The following is a 15251-nucleotide window of genomic DNA, read 5'->3' as shown; positions in this document are numbered from 1 at the left end:
AAATTAAGTTCAACCATATGAAGCGGAGGGAATACAATGACGGATGAAGTCCGGGTGCGTTACGCACCGAGCCCTACGGGACATTTACATATAGGTAACGCCAGAACGGCGCTGTTTAACTATCTGTTCGCCCGTAATAAAGGCGGTAAATTCATTATCAGAATTGAAGATACAGACGTAAAGCGCAATGTCGCTGGTGGTGAAGAGAGCCAGCTTAAGTATTTGAAATGGCTGGGTATGGATTGGGATGAGAGCGTTGATGTTGGCGGAGAGTACGGACCCTACCGTCAGACAGAACGTCTTGACTTATATCGTGTACATTGGCAGGATTTGCTGGACAGAGGTTTGGCTTACCGCTGCTATTGCACAGAGGAAGAGCTGGAAGCGGAACGTGAAGAACAGACTGCCCGCGGAGAAACGCCTCGTTATTCTGGCAAACACCGTGATCTGACTGAAGAGCAACGTTTAGCTTTTGAAGCTGAGGGACGAGTGGCTAGCATTCGCTTCCGTGTGCCAGAAGATCGTACGTATGCGTTTGATGATCTCGTAAAAGGCAGTATTTCTTTTGACACAAAAGAAATGGGTGACTTTGTTATTGTGAAGAAGGACGGAATTCCGACCTATAACTTCGCGGTAGCTGTTGACGATCATCTGATGGCTATTACCCACGTATTGCGTGGAGAAGACCATATTTCCAACACACCCCGCCAGCTTATGATCTATGAAGCGCTTGGCTGGGAGCCACCTTTATTTGGTCACATGACGCTTATTGTTGGCGACAACCACAAGAAGCTCAGCAAACGGGATGAATCCGTTATTCAGTTTATCGAGCAATATGATGAATTGGGTTACTTGCCTGAGGCTCTGGTTAACTTCATTTCTCTGCTTGGCTGGTCTCCAGAGGGAGAAGAAGAGATCTTCAGTAAAGAAGAACTTATTTCTATTTTTGATGCGGACCGTTTGTCCAAAAGCCCGGCTGTGTTCGATAAAAACAAGCTGGCGCATCTGAATAATCATTATATTAAACATGCTGATCCTAAACGGATCTCTGCACTAGCTATTCCGCATTTGCAAAAAGCGGGTAAAATACCTGCTGAGCTGAATGAAGAGCAACAAGCATGGGCGGAAAGCCTTGTCGCGTTGTATCAAGAGCAGATGACTGCAGCTTCTGACATCGTGGCGCTATCGGAACTGTTCTTCCGCAGTCACCTAGAGTTAGAGACGGAAGCAGCGCAGGTTCTGGCTGAAAGCCAAGTTCCTGAGGTATTGTCTGCTTTTCTGGCTAAGGTTGAGGCCTGTCAGGATTTCAGTGCAAGCAACATGGCTGTTCTGATTAAGGAAGTACAGAAAGAAACAGGTCATAAGGGCAAAGCACTCTTTATGCCAATTCGTGTGGCTCTGACCGGACAAACGCACGGACGTGATCTTAATATAACCATTGCTTTGCTCGGCAAAAACCGGGTCATCGAACGTTTGAAATCACAAATTAAGGGCGCTTAAGGTCGTATTTCATACGACTAAACCCCCTTGTCAGTATCTTGTCTTTTGCGCTAAGATAGAATTATATGATAATAGCTGTGATCAGGAGAAGTACGTCCATTGAAGACAATTGCCAGAGAGAATAACCGAGAAAGGGACATCCTTTCGGGCTGGGAGTTATTCATTTGTCCGGGGCAGAACATGCGCCTGTGAGCTGCACGGTTGAATGACCTTTTTAAGGCTCATTAGATCGCGCCGGGAACGTCGCCGTTAATGATGCCAAGTGGAACGAAGAAATTCTGCCGTTTGTTACAATAGCGGCTCATTTGATTCGTTCAAGCAGAGTGGAACCGCGGTTAAACGTCTCTGCAGCATTATGCTGCAGGGGCGTTTTTTGTCTAAATATAAGCAAAAATAATTTTCATACAATACTCTTTGTCTTATATTTCTAAGAGATAACAAACCAAGCGAACACTCACAGCATATGTATGATAAGGATGATGGGCCTGGAGACAATACCTTTCTTGTGTACCTGTAAACAGGAGATAAGGAAGTTAAGAAGAGAGGAACCGTGATGTTTAAGCATATTAAGTCGGACATTCGGGCGGTATTTGATAACGATCCTGCTGCCCGCAGCTGGTTCGAGGTTGTCTTCACATATGCCGGCTTGCACGCCATTTGGGGTCACCGGATCGCCCACTCTTTTTTCAAACGCCGCTGGTATACAATGGCTCGTATGGTTTCGCAGTTTAGCAGATTTATGACTGGTGTTGAGATCCATCCTGGAGCTGTCATCGGAAATAGGCTGTTTATCGACCATGGTATGGGGATTGTTATTGGAGAAACCTGCGAAATCGGTGATGATGTTATAATCTATCAAGGGGTTACGCTTGGAGGAACAGGAAAAGAAAAAGGTAAGCGACATCCCACGGTCGGCAACAATGTAGTTATTGGTTCCGGTGCGAAGGTTTTAGGATCTTTTCGTATTGGTGACAATTCAAATATAGGTTCGAATGCAGTTGTGTTGCGTGAAGTGCCTAACAACAGTACAGTAGTAGGGAATCCAGGTCGTGTGGTAAAACGTAATGGAGAACGGGTATCCGATCGGCTCGATCATACGAAGATGCCTGACCCGCTTGTCGATTCATTGCGGTTTTTGCAGAAAGAAATCGAAGAAATTAGGGAAAAGCTTGGCGCAGAAGATAAACAAAAAACCGCACAGCGGATAGCAGAAGCTCAGCAGTATATTGGTGACTACGAAATTTAAGCATCCCGGTATGAAGGAATCCGGAAGAACAGAAAGGGCTGGAATAAGGATGGCTTTACAAATATATAACACAATGACACGCAGCAAGGAGCAGTTTGTGCCCCAGGAGCCGGGCAAAGTTAAGATGTATGTGTGTGGTCCAACCGTTTATGGATATATGCATATCGGAAATGCTAGACCTATAATTGTTTTTGATATGGTCCGGAATTACTTGGAGCAGTTAGGTAATGAGGTGCGGTATGTTACGAATTTCACGGATGTCGATGATAAACTGATTCGCAAAGCCGAAGAAATGAACACTACTGTAGCAGAGGTAGCGGAAACTTTCATTGCTGCTTACCGTGACGACCTGGAAGGGCTTGGTGTTAAACCGGCAACCTTGAATCCCCGTGTAACGGAAAGCATGGAGCTGATCATTGGATTTATTAAAGAGCTTGAGGAAAAAGGATACGCATACGAAAGCGGCGGCGATGTATATTACCGCACTTCAAAATTTGAAGACTACGGTAAATTATCTCGTCAGAATCTGGATGAGCTGCAGTTTGGTATCCGTGTTGAGGTGGACTCACGTAAGGAAAAACCGGAGGATTTTGTGCTTTGGAAAGCAGCCAAACCTGGTGAAGTGCACTGGAGTAGCCCTTGGGGAGACGGACGTCCCGGCTGGCATATTGAATGCTCGGCTATGGCGCGAGAGTTCTTGGGAGATACGATTGATATCCATGGTGGTGGACAAGATTTGCAGTTCCCGCATCATGAATGTGAATGCGCTCAGACCGAAGCTCTGACTGGTAAACCACTCTCTAATTACTGGATGCATAATGGATTCATCAACATCGGGGACGAGAAAATGTCGAAATCGCTCGGTAATGGCTGGCTTGTAAAAGACATCCGTGAGCGTTTTAAAGCAGGAGCTATCCGCTATTTCATGCTATCGACCCATTACCGTAACCCGCTGAATTTCTCAGAGGAATCTATGACTTCCGCCGAAAAGAGCGTTGAACGGATCACGCTTGCAGAGAGTAACGTTAAACATCGGCTTGAACTCGCTGCTGATGGTGCTCAAGGTGAGGTCAACTCAGAGATTAATGATAAGCTGTCAGCTATAGTGGCCAATTTCCATGCTAGAATGCAGGATGACTTTAATACGCCTGATGCGATCACGGCTATGTTCGATTGGGTGAGCCTGGCAAACCATACGCTTGCGAATAACGAGGCTGCTCCTGCTGATTTTGCTGCATTACTGCAAGCTTTTGGCGAAATGAATGCTGTGCTGCGATTGACGCCTGAACTGGAAGAGGAAATAGCAAGTGAAGAAGTTGAACGGTTGATCGCCGAGCGGGTTGAAGCTCGTAAGAATAAGAATTGGAGCCGGTCTGACGAGATCCGTGATGAATTAGGCCGCTTGGGCATATTGCTTGAGGATACTCCACAAGGAATGCGGTGGCGTCGTAAATGAGTGAGGAACGCAAGTTTGATAACGGATGGTTTCCTTATGAGCCTTCCAAACCTGCGCGACTACTTTCGCCTATTGTTCTAGCTTATGTAGGAGATGCTATCTATGAGGTGGCTGTTCGCCAGTATTTAGTATCTCTTCCGAATTTGCGTCCGAACCATTTGCATCGTTCTGCTACAGGGCTGGTATCCGCTAAAGCACAGTGTGCAATTCTGAACTTTTTGGAGCCTAGTCTCACGGAAGAGGAGAAGGATGTCGCCCGTCAGGGAAGAAATGCGAAATCGGGAAGTGTTCCTAAGAATGCGGATGTGCTTGAATACCGTCATGCTACAGCTTTTGAGTGCTTGATTGGTCACTTGTACTACACAGGACAACAGGAGAGAATAGAAGAAATTGTGCACAAGGGTATACAGTTTATGTTGAAACAGCCGTGATAGGCTTTGGTGAAATAGAAAATAGGAGAAGTGAACATGGAAGAAGAATTGAAGACTGAAGAGGAAATATTGGCAGGGAAGCATTCTGTGCTTGAAGCGCTTCGTGCTGGTCGTACATTAAATAAAATTTGGATTGCAGAGACAGCCCAGAAGCATCTGACAGCACCCATCGTTGCCGAAGCCCGGAAAGCGGGAATTGTCATTCAGCATGTGGACAAGCGTAAGCTGGATCAACTGGCACCAGGCGTGCAGCATCAAGGGGTGGTTGCACAAGCAGCACCATTTGCCTATGTTGAAGTGGATGATCTGTTAGCTATAGCAGAAGCCAAAGGGGAACCGGCATTCCTTATTTTGCTTGATGAAATTGAAGATCCTCATAACCTGGGCTCGATTCTGCGGACGGCGGATTGTACTGGAGTACATGGGGTAATCGTACCTAAACGCCGTTCGGCTCAGATAACTGCGACCGTGTCCAAAACATCCGCGGGTGCTGTGGAGTATGTTCCGGTTGCCCGGGTTACAAACCTGGGTCAGACCATTGACCGTCTAAAAGAGCAGGGAGTCTGGGTAGTAGGAACAGACGTGGATACCGATCAGAATCTATACCAATCCGATATTTTCACGGGTCCGGTAGCTGTTGTAATCGGCAATGAGAATAAAGGAATGGGACGCCTGATTCGTGAAAAATGTGATGTACTTCTTAAGCTGCCGATGGCCGGAAAGATCAATTCATTAAATGCCTCTGTCGCCGCAGGAGTCATTATGTATGAAGTGATACGCCGCCGGCAACAGCAGGGATAGCTATGGCCGACTGGCGCGATGTGCTGCTTGTGGATGGATATAACATGATCGGTGGCTGGCCGGAACTTGTGGCACTGTCCCAGATTGGTATGCAGGAAGCACGCGACCGCTTGATGGATTTGCTGGCAGATTACCAGGCTTTCTCTGGACGAAGAGTTATTGCTGTTTTTGATGCATACCGTGTTCCGGGGTTGGGAAGGTCTTTTGTCCAGGGTAAGGTCCAGGTGTACTTCACCAAGGAAAAAGAAACCGCAGATGAATGCATTGAGCGACTGGTTGGGGAATATAGCAATCGGCGCCGGCAGATCTATGTGGCTACGAGTGATTTTATAGAGCAGCATATTATTTTTGCACAAGGTGCATTGCGAATTTCGGCAAGGGAATTGCATCTGGAAATTGAAGAGAATCAGAAACAAGTAAAAAAAGCTATTGAACCTGGCGGTGTCAGTTCTACTCGTCATTCTTTGGAAGACAAACTGCCTCCCGATGTGCGCAGTAAGTTGGAAAAATGGCGCAGACAGTGAGATCGAGGAAGAATCAGGAAATATTTTATTCCAATTTATGCTATTCTAGATTGATTTTGGACAAACTCCGGTTGACGGTGGAAGGTAACATAATATATACTGATCCTATATTTCGCGAAGTAACGATGTGTCTTGCGTTGCAGCCGGGGGGATTCTTGGTGAGTGTCGACCTCAAGGAAATAATGCTGTCTGAGTATGATTTCATAAGTGATGAAGATATTGTCGAGGCTTTCCGTGGTGGCGACAGTGGCGCATTAGAACACTTGATTAATAAATACCGTAACTTTGTACGTGCTAAAGCCCGCTCTTATTTCTTGATCGGGGCAGACCGTGAAGATATTGTACAAGAAGGAATGATTGGTCTATACAAGGCTATTCGTGACTTTAAAGGTGACAAGCTCTCTTCATTCAAGGCTTTTGCTGAGCTCTGCATTACACGACAGATTATAACGGCTATTAAGACGGCCACTCGTCAGAAACATATTCCGCTGAACTCTTATGTTTCCTTGGACAAGCCCATTTATGACGAAGATTCTGATAGAACACTTATGGATGTCATTTGTGGAACACAGGTTCTAGATCCAGAAGAGCTAATTATTAATCAAGAAGAATTCATTGGTCTTGAAGATAAGATGGCGGAGATTCTAAGTGACTTGGAGCGCAAGGTTCTGATGTTGTATTTAGACGGAAGATCCTATCAAGAGATTGCTGAAGATCTTAAGCGGCATGTAAAGTCTATTGATAACGCTCTACAACGAGTAAAAAGGAAATTAGAAAGATATCTAGAAGTACGTGACAATTGATGATATAATGAACAAAAGAGGGCTCGGACATCGAGTTCTTTTTTTTAGTCTTTTTGAAATCACTCGGATAGAATTAGGTGCTTGCACCATAAATTACTATTTGAGCCGATTTTAGTCGTTGCCGTTGAAGGTAGGTTTATACACAGACGGAATACCCCATAATGGTAAGGAAGACAGCGAAGTGTGAGGAAGAGATAGACCCAAAGACAGGGTACGGCCATATGACTACTAAACCCGGAATTACCCAGTGCAGAACGGAATTCTTTCGTTGACACAGACCTTGACATTATGCTAAAGTGTTTTAGGTAGGCCTAAATTCGCGGCTTTTTTTTAGGATCAATATTTGCGTCTTCTAATGTGAATTAGAAGGACGTCTCGGGAGGTGCACATCATGCGGGTAATTATCACTTTGGCTTGTACAAGTTGCAAACAAAGAAACTATGCGACTACCAAAAACAAGCGAAATCACCCCGACCGCATGGAGATGAAGAAATTTTGCAAGTATTGTAACTCGCAAACTCCTCATCGCGAAACCAGATAGTCTGTGGAGGTGTAGTCGGCATGAAACGTAGTTTCAAGTCTATGTTTTCCTTTTTCACTGAGAGCTGGAGTGAACTCAAAAAGGTTCGCTGGCCAAGTCGTAAAGAATTGACCAACTATACATTGATCGTTCTCGGTACGATTGTAGTTGTCGCTATTTACTTCTGGGTTCTGGACATCGGTATTTCCGCTGTGATTGAAGCGATTATTTAGAGAGGTCCCAGGTGGCTTGATATGGAAAAAAGATGGTATGTCGTTCATACCTATTCTGGGTATGAGAATAAGGTCAAAGCCAATTTGGAAAAGCGCGTTGAGTCCATGGGCATGGAAGACAAAATATTCCGCGTTCTTGTTCCTATGGAAGAAGAAATCGTAAACAAAGACGGTAAGAAAAAAACCGTTATGCGTAAAGTTTACCCCGGATATGTTTTGGTGGAAATGGTTCAGACTGATGATTCCTGGTATGTTGTCCGCAATACTCCGGGCGTTACTGGATTTGTTGGTTCGACAGGCTCAGGGTCTAAACCAACAGCTTTGCTTCCGGAAGAGGTAGAACAAATTCTGAAGCATATGGGCATGGTTGAACCTAAAGCGAAGATTGATTTCGAAATCAAGGAATCCGTACGTATTATGGTTGGTCCGTTTGCGAATTTTGTGGGCTCCGTGGAAGAAATTTTGGCTGACAAGAGCAAGATCAAAGTGCATGTTAACATGTTTGGACGGGAAACCCCGCTAGAGTTGGATTTCACTCAAGTGGAGAAAATATAACATAAGCTAGGGTTTCTTGTGGGAGAGCGCTATTGGCGTTCGAAGACCACTATTTTTGCAAGGAGGTGTCACTCATGGCTAAAAAAGTTATTAAAATGGTGAAACTGCAGATTCCTGCAGGGAAAGCGAATCCAGCGCCTCCAGTAGGTCCGGCGTTAGGTCAAGCAGGTGTCAACATCATGGCATTCTGTAAGGAATTTAATGCTCGTACTGCCGACCAGGCTGGCTTGATCATTCCGGTTGAAATTACAGTATTTGAAGACCGTTCCTTTACTTTCATCACTAAAACTCCTCCGGCTGCTGTTCTGCTTCGCATCGCTGCTAAAGTAGAAAAAGGATCCGGCGAACCAAACAAGAAAAAAGTAGCAAAAATCGGCCGCGCTGCGGTACGTGAAATTGCTGAAACAAAAATGCCTGACCTTAACGCTGCAACTGTTGAAGCTGCAATGCGTATGGTTGAAGGTACTGCCCGCAGTATGGGTATCACAATCGAAGACTAGTAGTTTTCGAAGAATCGGTCATTCGTGACCCGCAAGTATGTGGGAGGAATTTCCGCTAACACCACAAAGGAGGAACATTTTCATGGCTAAACATGGTAAGAAATACCAAGAAGCTGCTAAGCTGATCAACAGCGAAGCAACTTACGAGCCTTCAGAAGCTGTAGAGCTTGTGAAAAAGGCAGCGACTGCTAAGTTCGACGAAACCGTTGAAGCAGCAGTTCGTCTGGGTGTAGACCCGCGTAAACAAGACCAAGCAGTTCGTGGTGTTGTTGTCCTGCCTCACGGCACTGGTAAAACACAACGCGTGCTTGTATTTGCAAAAGGTGAAAAAGCGAAAGAGGCTGAAGCTGCTGGCGCTGATTTTGTTGGTGATCAAGACATGATCAACAAAATTCAACAAGGCTGGTTTGAATTTGATGTCTGCGTAGCTACACCTGATATGATGAGTGAAGTCGGTAAACTGGGTCGTCTGCTTGGTGGTAAAGGTCTTATGCCTAACCCTAAAGCTGGCACAGTTACATTCGATGTTTCCAAGGCTGTGCAAGAAATCAAAGCCGGTAAAATCGAATACCGTCTCGACAAAGCAGGTCAAATTCACGCGCCAATCGGCAAAGTGTCCTTTGATGCTGCACAATTGAACGATAACCTTAAAGCTCTTATCGACGCTTTGAACCGTGCGAAACCAGCTGCTGCTAAAGGTGTATACCTTAAAGGCATCTCGATTTCTTCCACAATGGGACCTAGCGCTCGTGTGAACACAACCGTCTTCAGATAATTAAGGGTTGACTCTTTGAGTCAATTTTGATAATCTATAACAGTTGTGAAACTTAAGGTATCAATCTTAACCTTGAATATGCTTACCGTAGACAGTAGGTGCCTTAGTGCTTAATTTCCTACCGAGGTGTTGTGATAGAAACAAGAAGTAACGAGCTCGCTCGTATAACTTTCGTTTTATCAAGCCTTCGTGATTCTGCGGAGGCTTTTCTACTGCCTGCGTAGGAGCGGTGAAGCTTTCCTTGGAAAGAACGCCGACACATAAATTTTCAGGAGGTGTATACATTGGCAAATGCAAAAGTAATTCAAGCAAAACAAGACGCGGTTGACGTCGTTACTGCAAAACTGCAAAACAGTCTTTCGACTGTTGTAGCTGACTACCGTGGATTGAACGTTTCCCAAGTGACTGAACTGCGTAAGCAACTTCGTGAAGCTGGCGTTGAGTTTCAAGTCCTGAAGAACACATTGCTGCGTCGCGCAACTGCTGCGGCTGAGTTGAGTGAATTGGATGAAGTTTTGACTGGTCCAACAGCTATCGCATTCAGCACAACTGATGCAGTAGCACCAGCTAAAATTTTGAACGATTTCGCCAAGAAAAACGACGCTTTGAAATTGAAAGGCGGCGTAGTTGAAGGTCGTGTCATTGACGCGGAACAACTGAAAGCACTGGCTGAGCTTCCATCCCGCGATGGTTTGCTGTCCATGCTGCTTAGCGTACTTCAAGCTCCAATGCGCAACTTCGCGCTTGCAGTTAAAGCTGTTGCTGAAAAAGAAGAACAAAGCGCGTAAGCCTTTGACTCTTGCAGCATAATCAATACCACAAATAAATTTAAATATAAAATGGAGGTTCAATCATGAGTAAAGAAGCAATCTTGGAAGCAATTAAAGGCATGAGCGTATTGGAACTGAACGACCTGGTTAAAGCAATTGAAGAAGAATTCGGCGTAACTGCAGCAGCTCCAGTAGCAGCTGGCGGTGCGGTAGCAGCAGTAGCTGAAGAGCAATCCGAATTTGACGTAATTTTGACAGGCGCTGGCGCTTCCAAAATCAACGTTATCAAAATCGTTCGCGAAATCACTGGTCTTGGCTTGAAAGAAGCTAAAGATCTTGTAGACAACGCACCAAAAGCAATCAAAGAAAAAGTAAGCAAAGACGAAGCCGAAGCTACTAAAGCAAAATTGGAAGAAGCAGGCGCAGCTGTAGAAGTGAAGTAATTCCTTCTATTACTGAAAACCCCTTGAACTTGTTCAAGGGGTTTGTTTTATAAATAGAGTTAGTAGGGCGTATATACCAACTGCTAACATAATAGGAAAGGGAGGAAAGAGATGTCGCAACATTATTATTCGCAGCAGCCGGAAGTACGTCATGACAGACGTAGCATTGATACCGTACTAAGAGGCAAAAGCTTTCGTTTTACGAGCGATGCCGGTGTATTCTCTAAAGGAGACATCGATTACGGTAGCCGAGTTCTTATTGAAGCTATGATAATTCCGGACGGTTCAGCGGTGCTTGATGTAGGTTGTGGTTATGGGCCGATTGGCATAAGTGCAGCATACCTAGCTCCCAAAGGACATGTAACCATGATTGATATTAACAGTCGTGCGGTAGAACTGGCGCGTGAGAATGCTCAGCACAATGGAATCCGGAATGTTACGATAATGGAAAGCGATGTGCTCGGCGCATTGAATGAGCAGCAGAAGTTCGATGTGATTCTAACTAATCCTCCGATTCGTGCAGGAAAAGCTGTAGTGCATAAGATTTTTGAAGATGCGTATGAACATTTAAATGAGGGTGGCTATCTGTGGATTGTGATTCAGAAGAAGCAGGGCGCTCCATCCGCAGTGGCAAAACTAGAAAGCTTGTTCTCAATGGTGGAAGAAGTGGGGAAAGACAAAGGCTATCGTATTATTAAAGCGCAAAAATAAAATACAATAGGTTATTGACATGTGATAGTGATAATGGTATTATTATAAAATGTCAGTATTAAGATAGGCTCCATGTCTTTAGTTTGCTGAAATGTCAAGCAATATATTGTCGCCCGGCTAGCGCATGCCGCACGGCAAGTTTTTGCGAGTTGGTTGTCTATGCTCTAACGCAGCGAATGCTACGTGGTAATAGATAATAGCGCATAAACTATTGCTTGGTGACGTATAATATGTACGTTTTGGGCAAATCTACTTGATAAGGAGTATTTTGGTCATGGATAAATGCGCTCTTTTTTCGAAGATTTCGATAAGGGCTTTTCTTTTATTTATGACTGAATCCTTGTAGTATGGTTCCATTATACGGTTCCAAACAAGGGTTCGCAATCAATTTTTAAGTGAGTAGACATGAGGGGTGAGTAAAGTTGGCAGGACATCTTGTTCAGTATGGTCGACGCACTCGGCGGAGCTATGCGAGAATTAACGAGGTACTCGAGGTCCCGAACCTGATCGAGATCCAACAAAAATCTTATGATTGGTTTTTGGAGGAAGGATTGCGGGAAATGTTTCAGGACATCTCGCCGATCCAGGATTTCACAGGTAATTTGGTACTAGAGTTCATTGATTACAGCCTGGGTGAACCGAAATATACGGTTGACGACGCTAAAGAGCGGGACGTAACGTATGCGGCTCCTCTGCGTGTAAAGGTGCGGCTCATTAATAAAGAGACCGGTGAGGTTAAAGAGCAGGAAGTGTTCATGGGAGATTTCCCGCTGATGACGGAGACCGGCACTTTTATTATTAATGGTGCGGAACGGGTTATTGTCAGCCAGTTGGTTCGCTCTCCAAGCGTCTATTTCAGCACAAAAGTGGATAAGAACGGCAAAAAAACCTACACCGCCACAGTAATCCCGAACCGCGGAGCCTGGTTGGAACTTGAAACCGATGCTAAGGACATTATGTATGTTCGTATCGATCGGACTCGTAAAATTCCTGTTACCGTACTTTTGCGTGCTCTCGGTTTCGGTAGTGATGCCGAAATTCTGGAATTGCTTGGCAATGATGAATATATTCGCAATACGCTGGATAAAGACAACACGGACTCCACGGAGAAGGCGCTTATTGAAATTTATGAGCGTTTGCGTCCGGGCGAACCGCCGACACTAGACAATGCCAAAAGTTTGCTGGTTGCGCGTTTCTTTGATCCAAAACGCTACGACCTAGCTAATGTAGGCCGTTACAAAATCAATAAAAAGCTACACATTAAGAACCGTCTTTTCAATCAACGTCTTGCTCAGCCTTTGGTTGACGACTCTACTGGAGAAATCCTGGCAGAATCCGGCCAAATGGTCGATCGTAGACTGCTTGATGAATTGATTCCATATTTCGAAAAGAATGTTGCCTTTAAAAACTACCGTGTTACTGGTGGAGTTATGGACAGCGAAGATATTCCTCTTCAAACAATTGACGTATTCTCGCCGATTGAAGAAGGCCGGGTTATTAAGCTGATCGCTAACGGCAATATCGACAAATCTGTTAAGCATATTACTCAAGCTGATATTATATCCTCAATCAGCTACTTTATTAATTTGCTTCACGGAATTGGCAATACCGATGATATTGACCACTTGGGTAACCGTCGTCTGCGTTCTGTAGGTGAACTCTTGCAGAATCAGTTCCGTATCGGTTTGTCCCGGATGGAACGTGTTGTACGTGAAAGAATGTCGATTCAGGATGCTAATGCGATTACGCCTCAGGCTCTGATCAATATTCGTCCGGTCATCGCGTCTATTAAAGAGTTCTTCGGTAGCTCCCAGCTGTCTCAATTTATGGATCAGACGAACCCGCTTGCGGAACTTACGCATAAACGTCGTCTGTCCGCCCTCGGACCTGGTGGTTTGACACGTGAACGCGCGGGCTTTGAAGTTCGTGACGTCCATCACAGTCACTACGGTCGGATGTGTCCAATTGAAACGCCGGAAGGTCCAAACATCGGGTTGATCAACTCCTTGTCTACCTTTGCCCGCATCAATGAATACGGCTTTATTGAAGCTCCGTATCGTTGGGTGGATCCGAAGACTGGTAAGGTGACTGAGCAAATTGACTATCTGACTGCTGATGAGGAAGATAATTATGTAGTTGCTCAGGCTAACGTGTTGATCGAAGAAGATGGCACCTTTAAAGAAGACATGGTAATCGTTCGTTACAACAAAGACTCAGACAACATTACAACGATGCCAAGTAATCGTGTCGATTACATGGACGTTTCGCCTAAACAGGTTGTATCTGTCGCTACGGCGCTCATTCCGTTCCTTGAGAACGATGACTCCAACCGCGCACTGATGGGATCTAACATGCAACGTCAAGCTGTTCCGCTTCTAATTCCAAAAGCTCCGCTGGTCGGAACAGGGATGGAACATAAATCCGCTAAGGATTCTGGCGTATGTATCGTTTCCAAGTATGACGGTATTATCGAACGTTCTTCAGCTAATGAAATTTGGCTGCGTCGCGTTGAGACTGTCGAAGGCAAGGAAGTTAAAGGCGATATCGTTAAATATAAATTACACAAATTTATGCGTTCTAACCAAGGTACCTGTATTAACCAACGTCCTCTAGCTAAAAGAGGGGACATTGTTAAGAAGGGTGATATCCTGGCAGACGGTCCTTCCACAGAAATGGGCGAACTTGCTCTTGGCCGTAACGTAGTCGTTGCGTTCATGACTTGGGAAGGTTACAACTACGAGGATGCGATCCTGTTAAGTGAAAAGCTGGTTAAGGAAGATGTATATACTTCGATTCATATCGAAGAATACGAATCTGAAGCTCGCGACACTAAATTGGGACCTGAAGAAATTACGCGCGATATTCCGAACGTCGGCGAAGAAGCTCTGCGCAATCTTGATGAGCGCGGAATCATCCGCATCGGTGCGGAAATCAGCGCTGGTGACATTCTGGTGGGTAAAGTTACTCCTAAGGGTGTAACTGAACTGACAGCAGAAGAACGTCTCCTGCACGCTATCTTTGGTGAGAAAGCTCGTGAAGTACGGGATACCTCTTTACGCGTTCCTCATGGTAGTGATGGTATTATCGTGGACGTTAAAGTCTTTACACGTGAGAACGGCGATGAGCTGCCTCCTGGTGTAAATCAATTGGTTCGTGTCTACATCGCTCAGAAACGTAAGATCTCTGAGGGTGACAAGATGGCCGGACGTCACGGTAACAAGGGTGTCGTTGCCCGTATCCTGCCAGAAGAAGATATGCCGTTCCTTCCGGACGGTACGCCAGTACAGGTTGTTCTTAACCCTCTGGGCGTTCCTTCTCGTATGAACATCGGACAGGTGCTTGAGGTCCATATTGGTATGGCCGCATTGCGTCTGGGAATTCACATTGCAACGCCGGTATTTGACGGAGCGCGTGAGTACGACGTGTTTGATACGATGGAAGAAGCAGGTATGCAGCGTAATGGTAAAACTGTACTGTATGATGGCCGTACAGGTGAACGCTTCGAACGTGAAGTTACTGTTGGTGTCATGCACATGATCAAACTGGCGCACATGGTTGATGATAAGATTCACGCCCGTTCAACAGGACCTTACTCGCTAGTTACGCAACAACCATTGGGTGGTAAAGCTCAATTTGGTGGACAGCGTTTCGGGGAGATGGAAGTGTGGGCGCTTGAAGCTTACGGTGCTGCATATACATTGCAAGAAATTTTGACCGTGAAATCCGATGACGTGGTTGGTCGCGTGAAGACGTACGAATCCATTGTCAAAGGTGAAAATGTACCGGAACCAGGTGTTCCTGAGTCGTTCAAGGTATTGATCAAAGAACTGCAGTCCCTGGGTATGGATGTTAAGATTCTTAGCGGTGACGAGCAGGAAATTGAAATGAGAGAATTGGACGATGAGGACGAGACGTCAGGCGACAAACTAAGCCTCAATTTAGAAGGTTCAGAAGTCGGAGTAGAATAATCAAGCTGGAGCTTA

Annotated in this window: 16 protein-coding genes and 1 other annotated feature; all 16 genes read left to right on the top strand. The window is 45.3% G+C overall.

The genetic code is table 11. The features are described from left to right. Positions 1-36: 36 nt before the first annotated feature. The 16 genes from gltX to rpoB all read left to right on the top strand — a co-directional run bounded on the left by gltX (position 37) and on the right by rpoB (position 15236). Positions 37-1500, top strand: coding sequence for a glutamate--tRNA ligase (gltX, locus tag MHB37_RS28870; protein WP_036680487.1), 1464 nt, complete (start codon positions 37-39; stop codon positions 1498-1500). A 553-nt stretch (positions 1501-2053) separates the two neighbouring features. Further along, entirely contained in the window at positions 2054-2746 is a 693-nt protein-coding gene (gene cysE / locus MHB37_RS28865) for a serine O-acetyltransferase (RefSeq protein WP_036680489.1), read from the top strand. Between the two features lie 49 nt (positions 2747-2795). Beyond that, a complete protein-coding gene (cysS, locus tag MHB37_RS28860; protein WP_076130023.1) occupies positions 2796-4202 on the top strand; it encodes a cysteine--tRNA ligase in 1407 nt (468 codons plus the stop codon). Further along, a complete protein-coding gene (locus MHB37_RS28855) occupies positions 4199-4633 on the top strand; it encodes a Mini-ribonuclease 3 (RefSeq protein WP_076099622.1) in 435 nt (144 codons plus the stop codon). The genes cysS and MHB37_RS28855 overlap by 4 nt, the downstream gene beginning before the upstream one ends. 36 nt (positions 4634-4669) lie before the next feature. Next, positions 4670-5434: a 23S rRNA (guanosine(2251)-2'-O)-methyltransferase RlmB gene (gene rlmB, locus MHB37_RS28850; RefSeq protein ID WP_076105935.1), complete on the top strand. Its 765-nt coding sequence runs from the start codon at positions 4670-4672 to the stop codon at positions 5432-5434. A gap of 2 nt (positions 5435-5436) precedes the next feature. After that, positions 5437-5958, top strand: coding sequence for an NYN domain-containing protein (locus MHB37_RS28845; protein ID WP_036680494.1), 522 nt, complete (start codon positions 5437-5439; stop codon positions 5956-5958). 158 nt (positions 5959-6116) lie between these two features. Further along, complete coding sequence (sigH, locus tag MHB37_RS28840; RefSeq protein ID WP_036680496.1) at positions 6117-6761, top strand: RNA polymerase sporulation sigma factor SigH; 645 nt, start codon at positions 6117-6119, stop codon at positions 6759-6761. A gap of 391 nt (positions 6762-7152) precedes the next feature. Further along, positions 7153-7302, top strand: a complete 150-nt coding sequence (gene rpmG / locus MHB37_RS28835) for a 50S ribosomal protein L33 (RefSeq protein WP_076099620.1) — start codon at positions 7153-7155, stop codon at positions 7300-7302. A 20-nt stretch (positions 7303-7322) separates the two neighbouring features. Then, a complete protein-coding gene (gene secE / locus MHB37_RS28830) occupies positions 7323-7514 on the top strand; it encodes a preprotein translocase subunit SecE (RefSeq protein ID WP_036680497.1) in 192 nt (63 codons plus the stop codon). Between the two features lie 21 nt (positions 7515-7535). Then, positions 7536-8069, top strand: a complete 534-nt coding sequence (gene nusG / locus MHB37_RS28825; protein WP_036680499.1) for a transcription termination/antitermination protein NusG — start codon at positions 7536-7538, stop codon at positions 8067-8069. Between the two features lie 74 nt (positions 8070-8143). After that, positions 8144-8569, top strand: a complete 426-nt coding sequence (gene rplK / locus MHB37_RS28820) for a 50S ribosomal protein L11 (RefSeq protein ID WP_036680502.1) — start codon at positions 8144-8146, stop codon at positions 8567-8569. An 82-nt stretch (positions 8570-8651) separates the two neighbouring features. After that, positions 8652-9344 carry a 50S ribosomal protein L1 gene (rplA, locus tag MHB37_RS28815; protein ID WP_036680504.1) on the top strand — a complete coding sequence of 231 codons (693 nt, stop codon included), beginning with the start codon at positions 8652-8654 and terminating at the stop codon, positions 9342-9344. A 67-nt stretch (positions 9345-9411) separates the two neighbouring features. Further along, positions 9412-9564: a sequence feature (ribosomal protein L10 leader region), on the top strand. A 64-nt stretch (positions 9565-9628) separates the two neighbouring features. Further along, positions 9629-10132, top strand: coding sequence for a 50S ribosomal protein L10 (rplJ, locus tag MHB37_RS28810; RefSeq protein WP_076099619.1), 504 nt, complete (start codon positions 9629-9631; stop codon positions 10130-10132). Between the two features lie 65 nt (positions 10133-10197). Further along, entirely contained in the window at positions 10198-10557 is a 360-nt protein-coding gene (gene rplL, locus MHB37_RS28805; RefSeq protein ID WP_036680508.1) for a 50S ribosomal protein L7/L12, read from the top strand. A gap of 111 nt (positions 10558-10668) precedes the next feature. Beyond that, positions 10669-11268 (top strand): class I SAM-dependent methyltransferase, encoded by a 600-nt coding sequence (locus MHB37_RS28800; RefSeq protein WP_038573463.1) that lies wholly within the window; start codon positions 10669-10671, stop codon positions 11266-11268. 422 nt (positions 11269-11690) lie between these two features. After that, a complete protein-coding gene (gene rpoB, locus MHB37_RS28795) occupies positions 11691-15236 on the top strand; it encodes a DNA-directed RNA polymerase subunit beta (protein ID WP_038573461.1) in 3546 nt (1181 codons plus the stop codon). Positions 15237-15251 lie beyond the last annotated feature (15 nt).

Source organism: Paenibacillus sp. FSL H3-0286, assembly GCF_045040705.1.
GTDB lineage: Bacteria > Bacillota > Bacilli > Paenibacillales > Paenibacillaceae > Paenibacillus_AQ > Paenibacillus_AQ odorifer.
The sequence above is the reverse complement of the archived record's forward strand: the minus strand, read 5'-3'. Positions and strand labels throughout refer to the sequence as shown.

Bases quoted from the DNA above. Each gene is read 5' to 3' on its own strand.
- rplA (WP_036680504.1), top strand. From the start codon at position 8,652: ATGGCTAAACATGGTAAGAAATACCAAGAAGCTGCTAAGCTGATCAAC.
- cysS (WP_076130023.1), top strand. From the start codon at position 2,796: ATGGCTTTACAAATATATAACACAATGACACGCAGCAAGGAGCAGTTT.
- cysE (WP_036680489.1), top strand. From the start codon at position 2,054: ATGTTTAAGCATATTAAGTCGGACATTCGGGCGGTATTTGATAACGAT.
- secE (WP_036680497.1), top strand. From the start codon at position 7,323: ATGAAACGTAGTTTCAAGTCTATGTTTTCCTTTTTCACTGAGAGCTGG.
- rplK (WP_036680502.1), top strand. From the start codon at position 8,144: ATGGCTAAAAAAGTTATTAAAATGGTGAAACTGCAGATTCCTGCAGGG.
- rlmB (WP_076105935.1), top strand. From the start codon at position 4,670: ATGGAAGAAGAATTGAAGACTGAAGAGGAAATATTGGCAGGGAAGCAT.
- MHB37_RS28845 (WP_036680494.1), top strand. From the start codon at position 5,437: ATGGCCGACTGGCGCGATGTGCTGCTTGTGGATGGATATAACATGATC.
- rpmG (WP_076099620.1), top strand. From the start codon at position 7,153: ATGCGGGTAATTATCACTTTGGCTTGTACAAGTTGCAAACAAAGAAAC.
- MHB37_RS28800 (WP_038573463.1), top strand. From the start codon at position 10,669: ATGTCGCAACATTATTATTCGCAGCAGCCGGAAGTACGTCATGACAGA.
- MHB37_RS28855 (WP_076099622.1), top strand. From the start codon at position 4,199: ATGAGTGAGGAACGCAAGTTTGATAACGGATGGTTTCCTTATGAGCCT.
- nusG (WP_036680499.1), top strand. From the start codon at position 7,536: ATGGAAAAAAGATGGTATGTCGTTCATACCTATTCTGGGTATGAGAAT.
- gltX (WP_036680487.1), top strand. From the start codon at position 37: ATGACGGATGAAGTCCGGGTGCGTTACGCACCGAGCCCTACGGGACAT.
- rplL (WP_036680508.1), top strand. From the start codon at position 10,198: ATGAGTAAAGAAGCAATCTTGGAAGCAATTAAAGGCATGAGCGTATTG.